The following is an 18,673-nucleotide window of genomic DNA, read 5'->3' as shown; positions in this document are numbered from 1 at the left end:
CCAATCAAATTTATTTGTTTCCTGTTCCTCCATCCAAAGTTTACAGCTTAAAATCTTAGCAAAGATAGATATTCAATTCGCTTTTTCGCGCAGGCTCCATTATAATTTAAACGAATCAGCAGTCAGGCACAAGTTTTAACTAAAATGTAACAAACTTCGACAGTAGTCAGTCAACAACTTGTACCTCGTATCTCGTCTACTCGTATCTTTTTAACTAAAAAGTAACAAACTCCTACAGTTAGCAGTAGTCAGTAGTTAGTAGTCAGTAGTTAGTAGTCAGTCAACAACTTGTACCTCGTATCTTGTACCTCGTATCTCGTATCTCGTCTACTCGTATCTTTTTAACTAAAAAGTAACAAACTTCAGTTAGCAGTAGTCAGTAGTCAGTAGTCAGTCAACAACTTGTACCTCGTATCTCGTCTACTCGTAACTTTTTAACTAAAAAGTAACAAACTTCGACAGTAGTCAGTAGTTAGTAGTCAGTCAACAACTTGTATCTCGTATCTCGTCTACTCGTAACTTTTTAACTAAAAAGTAACATTTTCTACACTCATTTTCAAATTTTCTCATTTTCAAATTCGCTCATTTTCAAATTATCAAATTATCTATTATAGATAAAACTAACGCCGGACAATGTTTCATTCTTCATTCTTCACTTTTTTGATGCGGTTGTCCTAATTTGTAACTGATTCCAATATACAACTCCCCACACGGATTATATAAAAGAAATACAAAAATGCTTTAAATTCCCATGTGGTAAGGGTAACTCAGGTTTTCGAAATGACGGAGAAGCTATTGCCCATAAATTGGACGCTTATATCGAAAAGGCTAAATCGTTGATAAAACTGGATTGCAGGGAAGAGGCCATAACTATTTTACTTCATATTATCGGGGAAATAGGGGAAAGCTATGTAGAATATGACGACTATGATGGTGATTTAGGCTGTGTGTGCCAGGAGGCTGCGGAGTTAATAACTGAAATGATTGAAACGGGTTTGCCGGACGGCTTACTGAATAAATTGACAGATGAAATAAGCAAATTGATTAAAAACAGTACTTATGATAATTATGATTTAGCGGACTTAAATCAATTACTTTTTTTGATAAGCCTGAAAACATCAAGCTTTGACAATGGCATCCGTATTCTCGATGAAGCACTAAAAAATGAACCGGACTCTTTTCGTACATTCCCATTAGTAATGTCTAAAATCGAATTCTTAGAAAACGCCGGCAAAAAGGAAGAAGTGGAAAAAGTAATCCTGTCTTATTTGCATCTTCCCGAAATCAGGAAGATCAGGCTGAAGGAATTGATATCAGAAAAACAATACGGGAAAGCGCTTTCCTTGATTGATGAAGGGATAAGCCTTGCCGGGAAGAAAGGACATCCGGGAACAGCGGCTGATTGGAAAGATGAAAAATTATCGGTGTATCAGTTGACGGGAAACAAAGAAAAAGTAATTGAATCAGCGGAAGATTTATTCATTACAGGCAGGGAGAGTATGAAATATTATCATATTTTGAAAACCGTTATTCCAACCGAAAAGTGGGCAGGTTATTTAGATGATTTTCTCTATAAGTCAGCCAAACAGAAAGCATGGAGAATCGGAGGTTATGTATTAGCGCAGATTTATATCGAAGAAGAATATTGGGACAGATTAATAGATTATGTTGAAAAGAATGTTCAGTTAGGAAAATATAGCTCATTGGGGGAATATGAATCTTATTTGAAACTGCGGTATCCGGAACGGATGTTGACATTTTACCGTACACAAATTACCGGTTACGCCGCCCAGAATATGGGAAGAGACCATTACAAATATATAGCAGACGTATTAAAAACCATGAAAGAATATCCCGGCGGGACTGAAATGGCCAATTTGCTTTTGGCTCATTTCAGATCTGTTTATTCCAATCGCCGTGCGATGATGGAGGAACTGAGAAAGTAGTTCTTCCCATCAAAGCAAAAGTCTAATTGAAAATCAGCCAATTAGGCTTTTGTTTTGGGAATTTGTTCCCAAATGGAAGTTATATCCGAAATTTATTCTAAATAATATCATCTAAAATTTTAATCCAGCTTTACCTTTTTTGAATGGTGAAACCCATTGTTTGATTTCTTCTGTTTCGTTCTTTATTCTTGCTCCGATTATGTATTTATATCCCCCCGATTCCAAAAGTTGTATATTGGTCTTATTCATTAGGCCTGAATCGGCAACAACTACAAAATCGTCCAAATCAAAACGTTTGACAAAATTATTAACTATCGGAAGCATGGTTCGTCCTTCATATTGCGATCCATTAAACAATGAATAGGATAACGGATAACCTCCGCTGCTTACCAAAAACCCTAAAACAACCTGAGGCTGTGCATGTTTCCCTTCTTTTGAAAAACCTCGTTCTCTAAAATCATCACTATAATCGCTCTCAAAATACAGTGTGGTCACATCGTAGAATACAAGGCCAATTTTGCCTCCTAATAACTTTCGAGTATGTTCTACACTGAGCTGCTGGACTTTCTCTTGTTGTGTGTTGTGCAAACGGTCTAAGTAACGGTAAATCTTGTGCAGCTCCACATCTTCGTCAAAATAAGATTTCAGATAATCAACCGTTCCCGCCTTGCTGCCAGGCTGACACAAACGGGCAATTACTAAATGTTTTAGAATATCGTCGTCTAGGCATCAAACCCAACAAGCTTAAATACGCGGTTTAAAATCAATTGTGTGCCGTTAAGCAATATGTTTTCAATGTTGCTCAACAAATAATCCATTACCTGTTTCTCCTCAAGTTGATGTTCGTGTTCAGCAAACATATCCTGATCACCACATTGGATCGAAATCCACTTTTTACCCTGGCGATAAAACTCGGTTATCTCTTTCTCGTCAGAACTAACTCCTATAGTTTTCACTTCACGGAATTGACCTCCTCTTTTATCTACAACAACTATGCTTGTTGTTCCTGACCTGTTTTTCTTTTTGCGTACAAACATCCTGCAAAAATAGATTGTTTTGGACTTGCGTCACCCATTTTGGTGACGAAAAATTTATAAACAACTACTAATCAGTATTCTAAAAAAATACCAGTGAAAAGTGTCGAAGTCAGGTGCTTCTCAGAAAGCCCAGAATGCAATAAATAAGGATCGTAATGATAAATGGCTGCTGAAACTTCCTCAGATAATGAAAGAAAAATCGAACCTGATAGCTGTAGGCGCATTGCACCTGGCCGGCGAGGAGGGTTTATTATATCAGTTGGCTAAGATGGGATATAAAATACAGGCTGTAGAATAATCAGACCAAATTCCGGCCTATCCAAAATAAAAGAACTACTATTAAAACGGTAACGGTGGCATTTTTGCCAAATAATATTCTTCTCATTCGGGGGTAATTTTCTTTGCCCCCGAAATATTCAAAGTAAATTCCTGTGAATATATAAGGAATGGCCATGATCAGCAGAGGATTGCTGATCATGGCTTTTTTTATTTCAAGGTGCGTCAGATGGTGTAAAGCCCGTTGCGATCCGCATCCCGGGCAATCTAAGTCTGTGATACTATGAAATGGGCATTTAGGAAAGAATGACGATTCTAAAGGGCTGAACAAATAATAGATTCCTCCGGCAACAAGCAATACTGCAATTATCACCAATAAACGACGTGTGTATTTTTTTTCGATAGTCAACGTAATTCTTATAAGAAAGCTAATATGCCGAACTTAACAAGCGAATAAATTACATAAATAGCAGGCCAGAATAATATTCCGCCAAGTCCCCACATCTTTGCCCTGTTGGACGCTTTTTCAGAGCCCGCATAATCTCTGTTAGAATAAAGTGTTTCTACTCTTATCGCAAAAAACAGGCCGACCAAACTTACCGGTGAACAGCAGATGAAAGTAAATATAACAGCTTCAATTAACCATGTTTTCGGGAGAGGGTGTTGGGGTTCATTTAGAACGTTCCCTTTCTTATCCGATCGAAGTGTTTCCGTACCTAATGATTCCGGTATTTCTTCTAGTTTTTGGGATGCAGAAATGCCGGGGTCAAACAGAAATGCTAACTCAGGCAAAGCTCCCGCTTCTGTCCAGTCGTGCATTCCCGGACACCATACCATAGTCCCGGGGCGAATGTTTTTCCTTAATAATTCGTTCGGATTAAAAGGTCCGCATTGCAATTTCGAGACATCATCGATATAGTAATATTTCAGCATATAGTACTACTTGAACATATTCTCTATTTCAGGAGGAGTTTCTTCCGGTATCACGCCGTCATCTTCATCATTTGCACGGTCACAGATACCATATCCGGGTATCATTGTAAACTGATCGGATTGTGTGTATCCTAGTTTAGGATTAGCCAGCAGCTTCTTCATAAACAATCCCACAACCGGTAAAGCCATACTGGCACCCTGCCCGTCAGATGTGTAATCGAAGTGGATAGTCGGGTCTTCTCCACCTACCCAGCATCCGGTGGAGAGTTTAGGTGTGAAAGCCATGAACCATCCGTCTGCATTTTTCTGCGTAGTTCCGGTTTTTCCACCCATAGATGCAGTAATTCCATAATCGCGCTTGATTCGCCATCCTGTACCTCCGTCTATTACACCACGGAGCATATCCAGCATCTTCATATATGTGGATTCACTGAATACTTCATCCATCTTAGCGGTGAAGTTAGCAATGATGTTTCCAAACTGATCTTCTATATGGGTAACATATACCGGACTCGCTTTTATCCCTTTGTTTGCAAACGATGTGTAAGCAGCTACCATTTCGCCTACCGATACGTCATGTGTACCCAACGCCATTGAAACAACAGGGTCGATTTTTCCTGTGATGCCGAATGAGTGCATCATTCGGACTAATGCATAAGGCGAGGTGCGTCCCATCAGATAGGTTGTAACAAGGTTGTCAGAGTTTTGTAATCCCCATTTGATGGAAACCATTTCTCCGAATTTTGCTGTCCGGCCCCCTCTTGGAGTATAAGACCTTCCCAATTCGTCATAAAGGGTTTGTGGTTCATAGAGCATTTCATCGCAAGGGGTCATTCCTCCTTCCATAGATAAAGTATACAGGAATGGCTTCATGGTTGAACCTATCTGCCTGCGCCCCATATTCACCATATCGTATTGGAAATACTTATAGTCTATTCCTCCTACATAGGCTTTCACATATCCGGTATGGGTATCCATTGCCATGAATCCTGTACGGAGGAAGCTTTTGTGATAACGGATAGAATCCCATGGAGTCATTACTGTGTCGATCTCCCCTTTCCACGAAAAGACTTTCATATCCACAGGTTTCTTGAATATCTGGTATATTTCCTTTTCCGATAAGCCTGATTTTTTCAAATCTCTGAACCGGTCGGTATTTTTCATTGCCCGGTAAAGGATCGAATCTACATTCTTGGCTTCACTGGCCGCAAATGGGGCATAGCTTCGGTTTCTTTTTTCCTTATCGAAAAGAGGCTGTAACTTTTTGCTGAAGTGTTCTGTGACAGCTTCTTCTGCATATTGCTGCATGCGGGAGTCTATACTCGTATATATTTTTAGCCCATCGGTAGACAAGTTGTAGCTTGAGCCATCGTTTTTTTTGTTTTTGTTACACCATCCGTATAAAGGATCGTTTTCCCAACTTAAAGAATCCCTCCTGTATTGCTCTGTTTGCCACGAAGCGTAATTTGATCTGCTTGGCCTCTTCGCAGACATTGTCATGCGGAGATATTCCCTGAAATAAGGAGCTAACCCGTCTTTGTGATCCACTCTTTTGAAGTCGAGAGTCAAGGGAATATTTTTTACAGAGTCGAATTGTTGCTTTGTTATTTTATTATTCTCGTACATAAGTTTGAGAACCATATCCCGGCGTTCTTTAGTCCTTTCAGGGTATCTTTTCGGATTGAAATAAGATGGATTCTTGCACATCCCTATCAATGTGGCAGCTTCTTCCAATTTCAATTCTTTTGGTGTTTTATTGAAATAGACTTGTGCGGCGGATTGTATTCCTACGGCATTGTATAAAAAGTCAAACTGACTTAGGTATAAGTTGATTATCTCTTCTTTTGTGTAATATCTTTCCAGTTTAACTGCAATAACCCATTCTATGGGCTTGCGTAAGAAAACGCGCTCAAATGCATTTTCAGAATCGGGAGAATATAGAAGTTTTGCCAGCTGTTGGGAGATTGTACTACCTCCACCACCGCTTTTATCCATCAGGAGGCCTCTTTTTACCACCGCGCGGGCCAATGCATAAGCGTCTATCCCCGAATGTGAATAGTAACGGGCATCTTCGGTTGATACCAAAGCATCCACCAGATAGGGAGATAAGTCGTTGTAATTAGAGTATATACGGTTGTTTTTGGCAAGAGAATATGTTCCAAGTAGTGCTCCATCAGAGGAATAAACCTGTGATGCATATTTGTCGATAGGATTTTCCAGTTCTTCTACATCAGGCATATAACCGATAATTCCGGCGCTAATGAGAGTGAATATAATCGTGGAAAAAATGATGATGCCGCCAAAAGCAAGCCACATCCATTTTATGATTTTTTTTGTCCCGAATTTCTGAAAAATATTCTGTTTTGTTTTCTTTTCGTTACCCATAAAATATTCTTATAACTTGCTGCAAATTTAAATAAAACGTTTCAATAATGTAGATAAAAAAACTTAGAACCTGTTTAAATTTTATTCGTTCCGATTTTCAGAACTATTTTCAGAATGATTTTTTCTTTTCTGAAGCGCGAATAGCGGGCTATTCAAGCTGAAGAAAGGGAAAAATCAGATAAAAAGAGACTGAAAATGAACGAAAAAAGAGCTATAGCAAAATGTTTTGGTAAAATTTAAACAAGCTCTTAAATGCATAAAATGCTATAGGAGAGAGAGTATGGTGCGTAATTACATAGGGTCTACATCGTAGTGTAGCAAGATAGACTTAAAGATAGGATTGCCAAGTATCTTGTTTTGATGGTAAAATATATTTTCCCGTACCTTCTGAATAGATGCCTGATTCTCTATCTTTATCATAATATGGCAAATATATAATGACTGGATGCGTGAAACAGGAGGTTTGCCCGGACCGAGAATACGATCTCCGAAAGTTTCTTTTAACGACAGGGCAAGTTGTTTAGCTGCATTATCTACCAGCAACCCGTCTCGTCCCCGTAAGACAATATTTATTAATCTGAAAAAAGGTGGGTAGCGAAAAATTTTACGCTCTTCCATCTGTTGGCGATAGAATGATTGGTAATCATTGTGCTTTACAAAAGCAATAACAGGATTGGCAGGGTGCGATGTTTGAAGAAAAACCGTTCCTTGTTTATTTTTTCTCCCCGCACGTCCGCTAACCTGAGTCATTAGCTGAAAGGCTCTTTCGTGAGCACGGAAATCGGGATAGTTGAGCAGGTTATCAGCATTGAGGATTCCAACGGCGCAAACATTGTCGAAGTCTAATCCTTTTGAAACCATTTGAGTCCCGATAAGTATATCAGTTACTCCGTTTTCGAAATCAGAAATTATCCGTTCATACGATTTTTTACCACGAGTGGTGTCAAAGTCCATTCTGGCAAGAGATGCCTCAGGAAAAATTTCTGAGACTTCCTCTTCTATTCGCTCTGTGCCATAGCCAAGATTGTCCAAAGTGGGTGTTCTACATTCGGGACAAACATTCGGCACGTTGTACGTTGAACCGCAATAGTGACAAATCATCAGACGTTGGCTTTTATGATAGGTGAGGCTTACGTCGCAATGTTGACAATGAGGTGTCCACGAGCAATTTTTACATTCTACGATAGATGAGAAACCCCGCCTGTTCTGAAATAAAATGATCTGCTCTTTCTTATCCAGCGCGTCTTTTATTTTTTCTGTCAACGGAGGGGAAAGGATAGACCTCATTTGTTTTTTTCGTCGAAACTCTTTTGTATTTACTACTTCTATATGTGGAAGTTCTATGTTCTCATGCCTTTTAGCCAGAGAAACAAGGCCGTATCTTCCTGATAAAGCATTGTTATAGGTTTCTATAGCCGGAGTCGCTGTTCCAAGAAGAATTTTCGCGCCACATATGCTTCCCAACACAATAGCTGAATTGCGTGCATTGTAACGTGGAGCCGGATCTTGTTGTTTGTATGAGCTTTCGTGCTCCTCGTCTACAATGATAAGATCCAGATTGTTGAATGGCAGGAAGATAGCAGACCGGGCGCCTAAGACAACCTGGACTTCCCTGTTTTTTATCAGGCTATTCCAGACTTCGGCTCTTTCGTTATCGCTGAATTTAGAATGATAGACAGCCAGTTTATTGCCGAATACAGATTTTAATCTGGTCGTTATTTGTGTGGTCAAGGCTATCTCAGGAAGCAAATAGAGCGCTTGTTGCCCTTTAGATATGGCTTCTTTTATCAGTTGAATATATATTTCGGTTTTCCCGCTCGATGTTACTCCGTATAATAACGTTACATCCTTTTCTTTAAAAGACGCTGTTATTTCTTCAAATGCTTTTTGCTGATATATATTTAACGAATAAGCTGATTCCAGACTCATATCCCCGTAATCGAAGCGGCTGATTTCCTGGTCGGATATTTCTAAAATGCCTTTTTTAACAAGCTCGGAAAGGACTGTGGGTGAGATATTAGATTCCTCTAATAATTGTTTTTTGGTGATGATGTCGCAGTTTTCATTTAAATATATAAACGAAGTGAAAAGATGCTGCTGTTTTTTAGCCCTGCTTAGTTCACCTATGATTGTATGTAGATCGTCTTCTGTATACTTCTTCGGGAATCGTACAATAGCTTGCTTTTTTGCTGAATACGTATTCTGTATATCTTCGCTTATAAACACCGCTTGCTTGTCAACCAAAAGCTTTATTTGTGGAACAACATTTGTAATTCCTGACAGCTTTTGTATTTCTGAAATTGTTAAAGGCTTGTTTTCCGGAAGTGAGTAAAATACTTTCAGTTCGTTTTCAGCAAACGGCTCATCCGCTTCAAAATCAGGGTTAAGCAATATTTTAGTCTCACTTTCCAGTTTGAGAGCCGAAGGCAGCGCTGCTCTGTACACATCGCCTAAGGAACACATGTAATACATGGCCATCCACTCCCAAAATTTTAATTGAAAACGAGTGACAATAGGAAAATCTTCCAGTAAAGACGTTATATCTTTTACCGGAAGATCATTTATATTTTGACTGTGAAGTTTAAAGACAATTGCCGTATAGAACTTTTTCTTTCCGAACTGTACAATCACCCGACTGCCTTCTTCAATAGAATTTTGAAACCCGGCAGGTATGGAGTACGTGTAAAGGCCTTGTAGAGGCAAAGGTAGTACTACATCGGCATATAGCATTGATCTTAATAAGTAAGATTATTTTTTAGAAATAATAATTTAAACCGACACTCCACCTTTGATTTTTCTTATTCTGAAAAACGCCGGTATCTATATACTTATCTTTGTAATTTTTGGTGAGATCGCCACGGAAGTATACTCCTATATCTAGCTTACTAAATAAACTAACCCCCGCGCCGGCGCCAATGCCAAAGATAAAATTCTTCGATTTGTATTCTTTCCATACATCTCCTGCGTTTTCTATTTTAATGTCGCCGCCGCTAACTTTTACGTCGCCATACACACCTCCCGAGACAAAAAGGCCTAAGCCAAAGAATCTGATACGTTGTTTGATATTTACAGGGATGCTAATATAATTATAATCAGACAATGTCGCATCACTTTGCAGGTCAGATATTTTATATTCTTTGCGTCCGTATAAGACAGCAACGTCGGCTCCAAATCCTGAGATTGGAACTATAAATTCGAGAGTCGGCCCTATGTAATACCCCAAATGGTTGCTTGCTTTTAGCGTTTTTAAATCAAATTTTTTTGAATCGATATCTACGCCACCTTTAACTCCCAGACGCAATTGTGCGGACGTCGTATTTGTACCTGCTATAAGCAGTACGAGAAAAGCAACGAACGATAATAGATATTTTGTTTTCATTGCAATGTTTTTAGAATTTATACTAATGTAAAACAACTGTTTTTTGTGTAAAGTTTATAGAGAGAGTAGCACAGCCGGGAATCGAACCCGAATCTAAAGTTTAGGAAACTTCTATTCTATCCATTGAACTACTGCGCCTTGTCTTATCATTTTGAAAAATGATCAATAAAGCAATGCAAAAGTAAGAGATTTTCTGACACGAGGCAAGTAAGTTTTATTATTAAGTAAAAAAAAGTTCATTTAATCAAATTGTGTTAAAAGGGTGTTTACTGAATTGCGAACTGCTACAAAAACACCTATATTTGCTAAATAAATCAAAACAGAAAAATCCGTATGTTTCAGATAAACGATACGATAGTCGCATCTGACATAATAGAAGAAAGCTTTATTTGCAATTTGTCCGTCTGTAAAGGCGAATGCTGTGTAGAAGGAGACTCCGGCGCTCCACTCGAAAATGAGGAAGTCAAAATAATAGAAGACCTGTTGCCTCAGGTTTGGGACGACTTATCCCCCGAAGCTCAAAATATAATCAAACAACAAGGTGTAGCATACAAAGATGGTGATGGAGAAATGGTAACCTCTATTGTCAACGGAAAAGACTGTGTGTTTACGTATTATGATGAGTACGGAGTGTGTAAATGCGCGATAGAAAAGGCTTATCGTGAACGGCGAGTGAGTTTCTATAAGCCCATATCCTGTCATCTTTATCCTATACGGTTGCAGAAATATAAAAGTTTTACGGCTGTCAATTATCACCGTTGGGGTATATGTAAAGCCGCTACACTCTTAGGAAAGAAAGAAGAAGTTAGAATATATCAGTTCCTGAAAGAGCCTCTTATTCGCCGTTTCGGAGAAGATTGGTATAATGAACTGACTTTGGTGGCAGATGAATACAATAAAACGAAAGAAATACAAACTTAAATACCGGTAAATTATGCATCATCCTTTATCTCAATTTAAATTCTGCCCGAAATGCGGTTCTGATAAATTTACAGAAAATAATATCAAATCGAAGAAATGTGAGAAATGTGGTTTTGTATATTATTTCAACTCTTGTGCCGCTACAGTTGCAGTGATTATAAATGAGAATAAGGAATTGTTGGTTGCTACCCGTGCACATGAGCCGGTGAAGGGAACATTAGATTTGCCCGGAGGGTTTGTCGATTTGCATGAAACCGGAGAAGAGGCGATGAGCCGGGAGGTAAAAGAAGAAACAGGATTGGATGTAGATGACATAGAATATTTGTTTTCTGTTCCTAATATTTATATTTACTCAGGCTTCGAAGTGCATACTCTCGATCTTGTTTATTTATGCAAAGTAAAAGATACTCATATCTTGAAGGCTGAAGATGATGTAGCAAAATTGGAATTTATAAAGGTTTCAGAACTTAATCCGGACTTATTCGGACTATTATCGATAAAAGAAGTGATAAAGAAAATACAAAAAATGACAATATGAAAACGAGCATGAATAGCGATTCACCAAAGTCTATGATAATTTTGTCATGCGAGTTTCCATACCACCATTAAAAACAAAATTATCGTATGAAAAGAATACTTTTGACTTTGGCTGTTGCGTCTGTTTTGCAGTTGGCGCATGCCCAGAAATCAGCGTATACGGCTATGCCTGACAGGCTTTTTTCGCAGGGAAAGGAAATGTATCTGGACAAAAACTATGTAGGCAGCCAGAATACTCTGCGAGAGTTTAAGAAGTTGTCTAAAGATAGTAAACTTATACAGGAGGCTGACTATATGCTTGTCAGCTCTTTATTTTATCAGGGGAAGGCCAATGCCGGAATGCTGCTGAAAGATTATTTGGATGAATATCCGGAATCATATCATCGCAATCAGATATGTTTTTTTATTGGTACAACCCATTTTAACGAAAAAGACTGGAAAAAGGCTCTCTATTGGTTTTCTCAGGCAGATATGGATTATCTGACTGTAGACGAACAGGAGGATTATAGTTATAGAATGGCATATTCGAGCCTTCAAAACGGAGAGCGTGCCGAAGCTAAACGTCTATTTGGACTACTTTCGCGCAATAGCAAAAAATATGCAGAACCCGCATCTTACTATCTGGCCTATACTAATTTCCAAGAAGGGGAATACGACCAGGCCTTACCTATACTGAGAAGACTGAAAAACAAATCCGAATATAAAGAAACGGCAACATTCTTCCTTATACAAAGCGCTTTCTTACAGGGAAATCTGAATGAGACCATAACAGAAGGCCAAGATTATATATCGTCATACCCTGATAAGGAAAATACTCCGGAAGTATACCGCTTACTGGGAAATAGCTATTATCGTTTAGGTAATACATCGAACGCAATCAGGAGTTATGAGAAATACTTGCAGGGAACGACAACTCCGTTCCGTGAGGATATGTATCAATTAGCAGAAGCATATTATCAGACCGGAGATTATCGCAATGCGGTGAGCGCATTGAAAAATGTAGCTTCCACTACCGATAAATTGGGGCAGGCGGGACAGATGTTGCTCGGGCAATCTTACCTGAAATTGGATGATACGCAAAACGCGGTAATGGCATTTTCGGCTGCTGCCCGTTCAGGGTTTGATCCTTCTATAAGTGAGGAAGCTTTATATAATTATGTAATGATACGTAATAGAGATGGTGGTTCGGCATTCGGAGAAGCAATAACCGCATCGCAGCAATTTCTTGCAGAGTACCCAAATTCGAAATACACGGATAAAGTAAACAGTGTCTTGGCTACAACTTTGTTAGCATCTAAGAACTATCGCACGGCATTAGCTGCTATTAATAATATAAAAGCTCCGGGTAAGCAGATATTGGACGCAAAACAGGTTATTCTATACCAATTGGGTGTTCAGAACTTTATTGACAAGAAGTATGATCTGGCTGCTAGTGACTTCAACGCTGCTATCAATATGGGTAGCTATAATACAGAGGCAAGAAACGAGGCTTACTTCTGGCGTGGAGAAATTGCATATCGTAGTGAAGATTATCAAACAGCAGCGCGTGACTTTAATACGTATTTGGCACAGGCTTCTACTTCGGGCAAAAATTACGCATTGGCTTTTTATAATCTGGGTTATACTAATTTCCAGACAAAAAATCATAGCAAAGCGCTAACAGATTTTAAGAAATATGTCTCAACGGAGACAAACCGCCAGTCGCCAAATTACTCGGATGCGTTGAACCGTATTGGAGACTGTTACCTGTTTACCCGTAATTTTTCAGAAGCTGAAAAATCATATTCGCAAGCAGCGAATGCAAATCCGGCGAATGCAGACTATTCGGATTTCCAAAAAGCTTTTGTGCTGGGGTTACAGCGCAACTATAATGGAAAGGTCAGTGCGTTGAACACCATGATGTCTAAATATCCCGAATCGGAATATTATGACGATGCGTTGTATGAAAAAAGCAGGGCATTGGTTATGCTGGGTAAAGAAACCGAAGCAATTACTGTGTTGGAGAAACTGTTGAAAGATTATCCTAAATCGACCCTGGCGCAGAAAGCAGGAGTTCAGTTAGGACAATTATATTTCAATACCAATAATCCGCAAAAATCTATTGCTGCCTACAAGCAGGTTGTCTCTAACTATCCGAATAGCGAGGAGGCTCGCACGGCAGTAGAAAGTTTGGAGGGCGTTTATAAAGATATGAATGATATTTCGTCTTATGCATCGTATGTAAATTCTTTGGGTAAAGGAACCGTTTTGTCGGCAAGCCGTCAGGATTCACTCACCTATCTGGCTGCGGAAAACGTTTATATGAAAGGTCGTAAAGAAGAATCAAAGACAGCATTCAACAGATATTTACAATCGTACCCGAATGGAGTATTCTCCAGCGATGCCCATTTTTACTTAGGGAATATAGCATTTGAAGCGAAAGATAATAATGCGGCGCTGGAAAACTTCAAAGCAGTGATCAATTCTAATAATCCGAAGTATATAGACAATGCTTTGGTGCTGGCTTCCGGTATAGAATTCGATCGTAAGAATTATGATGCCGCGTATGCTGCATATGAGCATTTAGGGCTTGTTGCTTCAAATACTGAAAACAAAAGCATAGCCGAACTTGGTATGTTGCGTTGCGCTTACTTGTTGAAGAAAGATAATGAAGTAGTTGCTGCGGCTAACAAAATACTGAAAGGTTCTAAAGTTTCTGCTTCTGTTGCCAATGAAGCGAAATTCTATAGAGGGCAATCTTTGAAGAACTTAGGGAAAACAGATGAAGCGATCACAGATTTATTGGCAGTGGCAAAAGATACGCGTACCGTTACCGGAGCTGAGGCTCAGTTCCTGATAGCTGAAGCTTATTATAAGGCTAAATCGTATGATAAAGCGGAAAAACAAGTTCAGACGTTCATGAAAGAAGGTACACCTCACGAGTATTGGATGGCACGGGCGATTATCGTACTGGCGGATGTTTATGCGGCTAAAGGAGATAAGTTTTCGGCTCGTCAATATCTTGAAAGTTTACAGGCAAATTATAAGGGATCCGAAGCAGATGTAGCTACAATGATCTCGGAACGTTTGTCAGCATTGAAATAACTTATGAACAATCAGAAAAAGAAAATATGAAAGCAATATATAAAACTATTTTTGTCTTAGGGTTGGGAATTACAAGTCTGGCAGTTTCGGCACAAAAAGATACAACTCTTACCCGTCAGGTATTGCTCGAACGTGAGTACAATCCTACATTACAGGATGCTTCGAAAATAAATGCAACACCCAATATTTATACGCCTGTAGTAAAACAAGGCAATATAAATTTTGTAAGTTCGACTCCGCAAATAAAATTGGATAACAACCAGTTAGGAGCGTCTGCGCCGGGTGATATTAAAACAAATGTGGATTTCAGTAAAAAGCGAGGCTACTTAATACTTGGTGGAGGAACTAATGGCAATCTTGATGGTGCTGCCGGGTACCGTATCGTAGATGGAGAAAGGGATCGCCTTGACCTGTTTGGCAATTATAACGCAACTTCGGGTAAGATATATTATCTGGATAAAGAAAAATATTTTGATAAAGACGTAAAGGCGAAATATTCCAACGCCGGAGTTAATTTAAAATATCAACATACGTTCGACCCGTCTATACTTACTGTTGGAGCATCGTTTCGCAATACCGGGTATAATTACTATGGAAACTCTTTCTATCCAAAGGGAGGAGCAACAAATCCATATGATTATAAATCGAAGCAAAATGTGAATGTGTTCAACTTTGGCATAGGTTTAAGATCGAGCGAAAATAATGAAGGATCGTTGAAATATATCGGTAATCTCGCATTTACTCATTTTGACAGTAAGTACGGACCGACTTCTCTTAATGACGGATTGAAAGGAGAGCAACTGGATTTAGGCGTAAATGTCTTTACGGAATTTGATACAGATAAAACAATGGGAATCGATGGTAGCATCATGTATCAGACTTTTGGTAAGGAGGACTGGTTCGAGAATGATGATGTATATCATAAATATCTGAATGTACAGGGTACTCCTTATCTGAAGTTTCTTGGTGAAAACTGGGATGTAAATTTAGGTGCCAATGTGAATTTCTTATTTGATGTAAAAGTTGGTTTTTCTATTGCTCCTAATGTAAAAGCGAATGTTCGGATAAATGATGTGAATAAATTCTATGCCGAAATTGGCGGAGGAGTTAATAATAATACATTCCTCGATATTCTTCAGGAAAACCGATACGTAAATCCTGCAACCCGTGTAGAGTACTCAAAAACACTCTATGACGCTAAAATTGGTTTTAGTTCGGGTATTGTAAGTGGTTTAGAATTTGACCTATTCGCAGGATACAAGCAGACTAATAAAGATCATTTGTATGTGTATCAACCTACTGGTGCGAATGATGCTTGGAGTCTTGTTGGAACGCCTTTGTATGCTAATGTTTCGACCGGGCATGTTGGCGGACAATTGAAAACAGCTCTGATTCCATATACAGATTTATCTGCAAAAATTACAGGGTATTTCTATAATGTGAAGTATAGGGATGGCTATGTTACACCGATCGATCCTGTAACTTTTTCCGAAAAGAAAGCCTGGGGGCGCCCATCATTTACAGCAGAACTGAATGCAGATGTGAAGCCGATGGATAAACTGACGTTATCGGTTAATTATCTATATGCAGGAGGGCGTGAGGGTGCTTATCTGGGGGTTCTGTCATCAGTAAATCCCGAGTCAAAGATGAAAGATATTAACGAGCTGAATTTCAGGGGAGAATATCAGGTTACAGATTGGCTGTCGGTAAATGCCAGACTGAATAATATCCTGTATCAACGGTATGAGTTATATTATGGTTATCCTTTGCAAGGATTCAATATACTTGGAGGGGTAAGCCTTAAATTCTAAAGAAGTAAATGAAAAAGTCCTGTATTACACAGGACTTTCTCATTTTATGATAAAATTAATCAGATTTGCTTTCGGTTTACTGTTTTTACCCCATTTATTTTTGCTATGCGGGAACAAAGGGTTTGTAAGTCGTTTACATCGTGAACATAAACTACAATCCGTCCTTCGAATACACCATCAGTCGATTCAATGCTTATATTCTTGATATTTAAAGACCCCGCAGTTATGATCTTCGTTATATCATTGAGCATACCCATGCGGTCTATTCCTGTAACATTTATGGTGGTTATAAAAGGCGATTGGATAAAACTACCCCATTCCAGATTTACAATTCTATTTCCATAACTGGCTTTTAATTTTAGGCCTACAGGACAGTGGATACTATGTACTTCTACCTCATTCTCTTCTGTCAAGTAACCAAAGACTTTATCCCCTGGTATCGGATCGCAACATGGCAGGGTTTTAAAGTTCTTATTAAAAGAGTCTTCCTCTAATACATAAGTTTTTTTTGTGTCTACCAGTTCGTATTCGGTTTTTTCGTTTCTTTCTATTTTTTCTTTTTCTGTTTTTTTAACAGCATGAAACGCCTGTCTCATGTATTTTAGCAGTACGTTGTCCGGGTTCTGTTTCTTTAAGGTAAGTAGTTTTTCTATCTTTTGTGGTAGGGATATATCGTTATTTCCGATGGCATACAACAGGTCTTCTTTACTTGCCCGCTGATAATAATCCAGCATTTTGTCCATTGTATCAGCTGTTATTTCAATGGATGTGCCCTCTATTGCTTTATTTAGAAGTTCTTCTCCTTGCCTGATCGTCTCTCTGCGGAGCTTTCTTAGGGCATATTCTATTTTAGTGCGCGCTTTAGCTGTAGTTATCAAGGTTAGCCATTCCTGTTTCGGTTGTTGCGATTTCGATGTGAGTATTTCTACTTGGTCTCCGCTATTCAGTTTTTCACTCAAAGGTACTAACTTATGATTTACTTTTGCTCCGATGCAATGGTCTCCGATATCTGAGTGCAGGTCGTATGCAAAGTCGAGCGCTGTCGCTCCTTGTGCCAGGGTACGTATTTCGCCTTTAGGTGTAAAAACAAAAATTTCCTGTGAGTATAGATTTAGTTTTATCGTGTCAAGGAAGTCTAATGCGTTAGGGCTTGGACTTTCCAATATCTCTTTAATAGTCTTCAGCCATTTATCAAGCTCGGTATCTTCTTCTATTTTCCCCTCTTTGTATTTCCAATGTGCCGCAAACCCTTTTTCTGCTATATCGTCCATTCTGCGGCTGCGTATCTGTATCTCTATCCATTGACCATCGGGACCCATCACTGTGAGGTGTAATGCTTGGTAGCCATTCGCCTTAGGACGGCTAACCCAATCTCTGATACGATCGGGACGGAGTTTATATATATCTGTTATTACGGAGTATATGTCCCAACATCGTTTCTTCTCATCTATACCCGGTTCATTCTCGAAAAGAATGCGTACCGCAAAAATATCATAAACCTCCTCAAAAGGAATGCCTTTGCTTTGCATTTTGTTCCAGATAGAATAAACTGACTTTTCCCGCGCTCTGATTTCGTATTTAAAATCCAGCTCATTTAGTTTTTCAATAACCGGAGCGGCGAAGTGCTCATAAACATCAGTTCGCATATGGTGTGTATCCCGGAGTTTACTTTCAATCTCCTGATATACCTGTGGGTTTTCCCATTTGAAGCTTAATTCTTCCAGTTCCGTTTTTATAGCAAAAAGCCCAAGCCTGTGAGCAAGAGGAGCGTATATGTACATTGTTTCCCCTGCGATTTTGTATTGTTTAGCCGGAGCCATGGAGCCAAGGGTACGCATATTGTGAAGGCGATCGGCGATCTTTACCAGAATAACACGGATATCGTCCGACATGGTAAGTAATAGTTTGCGGAAGTTTTCTGCCTGGGCAGAAACGTCTTGTTCTTCAAACATGCCACTCGATATTTTAGTCAGCCCGTCTACTATTGCCGCTATTTTTTCGCCAAACAGGCCTTTTATGTCTTCTACTGTGTATTCAGTGTCTTCTACGACATCGTGAAGTAATGCGGCGCATATAGATGTTGATCCCAGACCTATTTCTTTACATACTATACGTGCTACAGCGATGGGATGCATGATATATGGCTCTCCTGACCGCCTGCGCGCACCTTTATGCGCCTCTTTCGCCAGGAGAAAAGCCTTGGTAATAATTTCTATTTTCCGTCTGTGGTTTGTCTTCAGGTAATCGTCAATCAGAGCATTGAATTCCGACTCAATCAAAATATCGTCCTGAGTATGTATATTCTCTTTCGCCATAAAAATTCAGTAAGATACAAAAATAGTAAAATGAATTATAATCGGATAC

The 18,673-nt window shown here is 39.1% G+C and carries 14 protein-coding genes and 1 tRNA gene; 6 read left to right on the top strand and 9 right to left on the bottom strand.

Annotated features, from left to right (window positions below):
* Nucleotides 1-806 precede the first annotated feature (806 nt).
* A complete protein-coding gene (locus tag ACYPZI_RS03260; RefSeq protein ID WP_459598555.1) occupies nt 807-1,946 on the top strand; it encodes a hypothetical protein in 1,140 nt (379 codons plus the stop codon).
* Between the two features lie 111 nt (nt 1,947-2,057).
* Here ACYPZI_RS03260 and ACYPZI_RS03255 read toward each other — a convergent pair whose 3' ends face one another.
* Nucleotides 2,058-2,660, bottom strand: a complete 603-nt coding sequence (locus ACYPZI_RS03255; RefSeq protein ID WP_459598785.1) for an IS1634 family transposase — start codon at nt 2,658-2,660, stop codon at nt 2,058-2,060.
* Nucleotides 2,661-2,668: 8 nt separating this feature from the next.
* Nucleotides 2,669-2,983: a hypothetical protein gene (locus ACYPZI_RS03250; RefSeq protein ID WP_459598553.1), complete on the bottom strand. Its 315-nt coding sequence runs from the start codon at nt 2,981-2,983 to the stop codon at nt 2,669-2,671.
* Between the two features lie 100 nt (nt 2,984-3,083).
* Here ACYPZI_RS03250 and ACYPZI_RS03245 point away from each other — a divergent pair, with 100 nt between their 5' ends.
* Entirely contained in the window at nt 3,084-3,281 is a 198-nt protein-coding gene (locus tag ACYPZI_RS03245; RefSeq protein WP_459598551.1) for a TraB/GumN family protein, read from the top strand.
* Here the strand turns inward: ACYPZI_RS03245 and ACYPZI_RS03240 are convergent, their stop codons facing one another.
* The 6 genes from ACYPZI_RS03240 to ACYPZI_RS03215 all read right to left on the bottom strand — a co-directional run bounded on the left by ACYPZI_RS03240 (nt 3,282) and on the right by ACYPZI_RS03215 (nt 10,094).
* The gene (locus ACYPZI_RS03240) at nt 3,282-3,668 is read right to left on the bottom strand and encodes a DUF2752 domain-containing protein (RefSeq protein ID WP_459598549.1); all 387 of its coding nucleotides are present in this window, start codon (nt 3,666-3,668) and stop codon (nt 3,282-3,284) included. It abuts the gene before it with no gap.
* A gap of 8 nt (nt 3,669-3,676) precedes the next feature.
* Entirely contained in the window at nt 3,677-4,192 is a 516-nt protein-coding gene (locus ACYPZI_RS03235) for a CD225/dispanin family protein (protein WP_459598547.1), read from the bottom strand.
* Nucleotides 4,193-4,198: 6 nt separating this feature from the next.
* Nucleotides 4,199-6,577, bottom strand: coding sequence for a transglycosylase domain-containing protein (locus tag ACYPZI_RS03230; RefSeq protein ID WP_459598545.1), 2,379 nt, complete (start codon nt 6,575-6,577; stop codon nt 4,199-4,201).
* 291 nt (nt 6,578-6,868) lie between these two features.
* Complete coding sequence (gene priA / locus ACYPZI_RS03225; protein WP_459598543.1) at nt 6,869-9,307, bottom strand: replication restart helicase PriA; 2,439 nt, start codon at nt 9,305-9,307, stop codon at nt 6,869-6,871.
* Between the two features lie 25 nt (nt 9,308-9,332).
* Complete coding sequence (locus tag ACYPZI_RS03220) at nt 9,333-9,956, bottom strand: outer membrane beta-barrel protein (RefSeq protein ID WP_459598541.1); 624 nt, start codon at nt 9,954-9,956, stop codon at nt 9,333-9,335.
* A 66-nt stretch (nt 9,957-10,022) separates the two neighbouring features.
* Nucleotides 10,023-10,094 (bottom strand) — tRNA-Arg (locus ACYPZI_RS03215).
* A gap of 195 nt (nt 10,095-10,289) precedes the next feature.
* Here ACYPZI_RS03215 and ACYPZI_RS03210 point away from each other — a divergent pair.
* The 4 genes from ACYPZI_RS03210 (at nt 10,290) to ACYPZI_RS03195 (ending at nt 16,309) form a co-directional block, all read left to right on the top strand.
* Nucleotides 10,290-10,877, top strand: coding sequence for a DUF3109 family protein (locus ACYPZI_RS03210; RefSeq protein ID WP_459598539.1), 588 nt, complete (start codon nt 10,290-10,292; stop codon nt 10,875-10,877).
* A 13-nt stretch (nt 10,878-10,890) separates the two neighbouring features.
* A complete protein-coding gene (locus ACYPZI_RS03205; protein ID WP_459598537.1) occupies nt 10,891-11,415 on the top strand; it encodes an NUDIX domain-containing protein in 525 nt (174 codons plus the stop codon).
* Nucleotides 11,416-11,501: 86 nt separating this feature from the next.
* The gene (locus ACYPZI_RS03200) at nt 11,502-14,498 is read left to right on the top strand and encodes a tetratricopeptide repeat protein (RefSeq protein WP_459598535.1); all 2,997 of its coding nucleotides are present in this window, start codon (nt 11,502-11,504) and stop codon (nt 14,496-14,498) included.
* A 26-nt stretch (nt 14,499-14,524) separates the two neighbouring features.
* Complete coding sequence (locus ACYPZI_RS03195; protein ID WP_459598533.1) at nt 14,525-16,309, top strand: TonB-dependent receptor; 1,785 nt, start codon at nt 14,525-14,527, stop codon at nt 16,307-16,309.
* 59 nt (nt 16,310-16,368) lie between these two features.
* On the opposite strand, the gene ACYPZI_RS03190 is transcribed toward ACYPZI_RS03195, so the two are convergent.
* On the bottom strand, nt 16,369-18,624 hold the full coding sequence (locus tag ACYPZI_RS03190) for a RelA/SpoT family protein (protein WP_459598531.1): 2,256 nt from the start codon (nt 18,622-18,624) through the stop codon (nt 16,369-16,371).
* Between the last annotated feature and the right edge of the window lie 49 nt (nt 18,625-18,673).

It is taken from the genome of Dysgonomonas reticulitermitis (assembly GCF_054601275.1).
The sequence above is the reverse complement of the archived record's forward strand: the minus strand, read 5'-3'. Positions and strand labels throughout refer to the sequence as shown.

Excerpts from the sequence above, each read along its gene's own strand:
- ACYPZI_RS03250 (WP_459598553.1), bottom strand. The coding sequence starts at position 2,983 with ATGTTTGTACGCAAAAAGAAAAACAGGTCAGGAACAACAAGCATAGTT.
- ACYPZI_RS03235 (WP_459598547.1), bottom strand. The coding sequence starts at position 4,192 with ATGCTGAAATATTACTATATCGATGATGTCTCGAAATTGCAATGCGGA.
- ACYPZI_RS03230 (WP_459598545.1), bottom strand. The coding sequence starts at position 6,577 with ATGGGTAACGAAAAGAAAACAAAACAGAATATTTTTCAGAAATTCGGG.
- priA (WP_459598543.1), bottom strand. The coding sequence starts at position 9,307 with ATGCTATATGCCGATGTAGTACTACCTTTGCCTCTACAAGGCCTTTAC.
- ACYPZI_RS03220 (WP_459598541.1), bottom strand. The coding sequence starts at position 9,956 with ATGAAAACAAAATATCTATTATCGTTCGTTGCTTTTCTCGTACTGCTT.
- ACYPZI_RS03210 (WP_459598539.1), top strand. The coding sequence starts at position 10,290 with ATGTTTCAGATAAACGATACGATAGTCGCATCTGACATAATAGAAGAA.
- ACYPZI_RS03205 (WP_459598537.1), top strand. The coding sequence starts at position 10,891 with ATGCATCATCCTTTATCTCAATTTAAATTCTGCCCGAAATGCGGTTCT.
- ACYPZI_RS03200 (WP_459598535.1), top strand. The coding sequence starts at position 11,502 with ATGAAAAGAATACTTTTGACTTTGGCTGTTGCGTCTGTTTTGCAGTTG.
- ACYPZI_RS03195 (WP_459598533.1), top strand. The coding sequence starts at position 14,525 with ATGAAAGCAATATATAAAACTATTTTTGTCTTAGGGTTGGGAATTACA.
- ACYPZI_RS03190 (WP_459598531.1), bottom strand. The coding sequence starts at position 18,624 with ATGGCGAAAGAGAATATACATACTCAGGACGATATTTTGATTGAGTCG.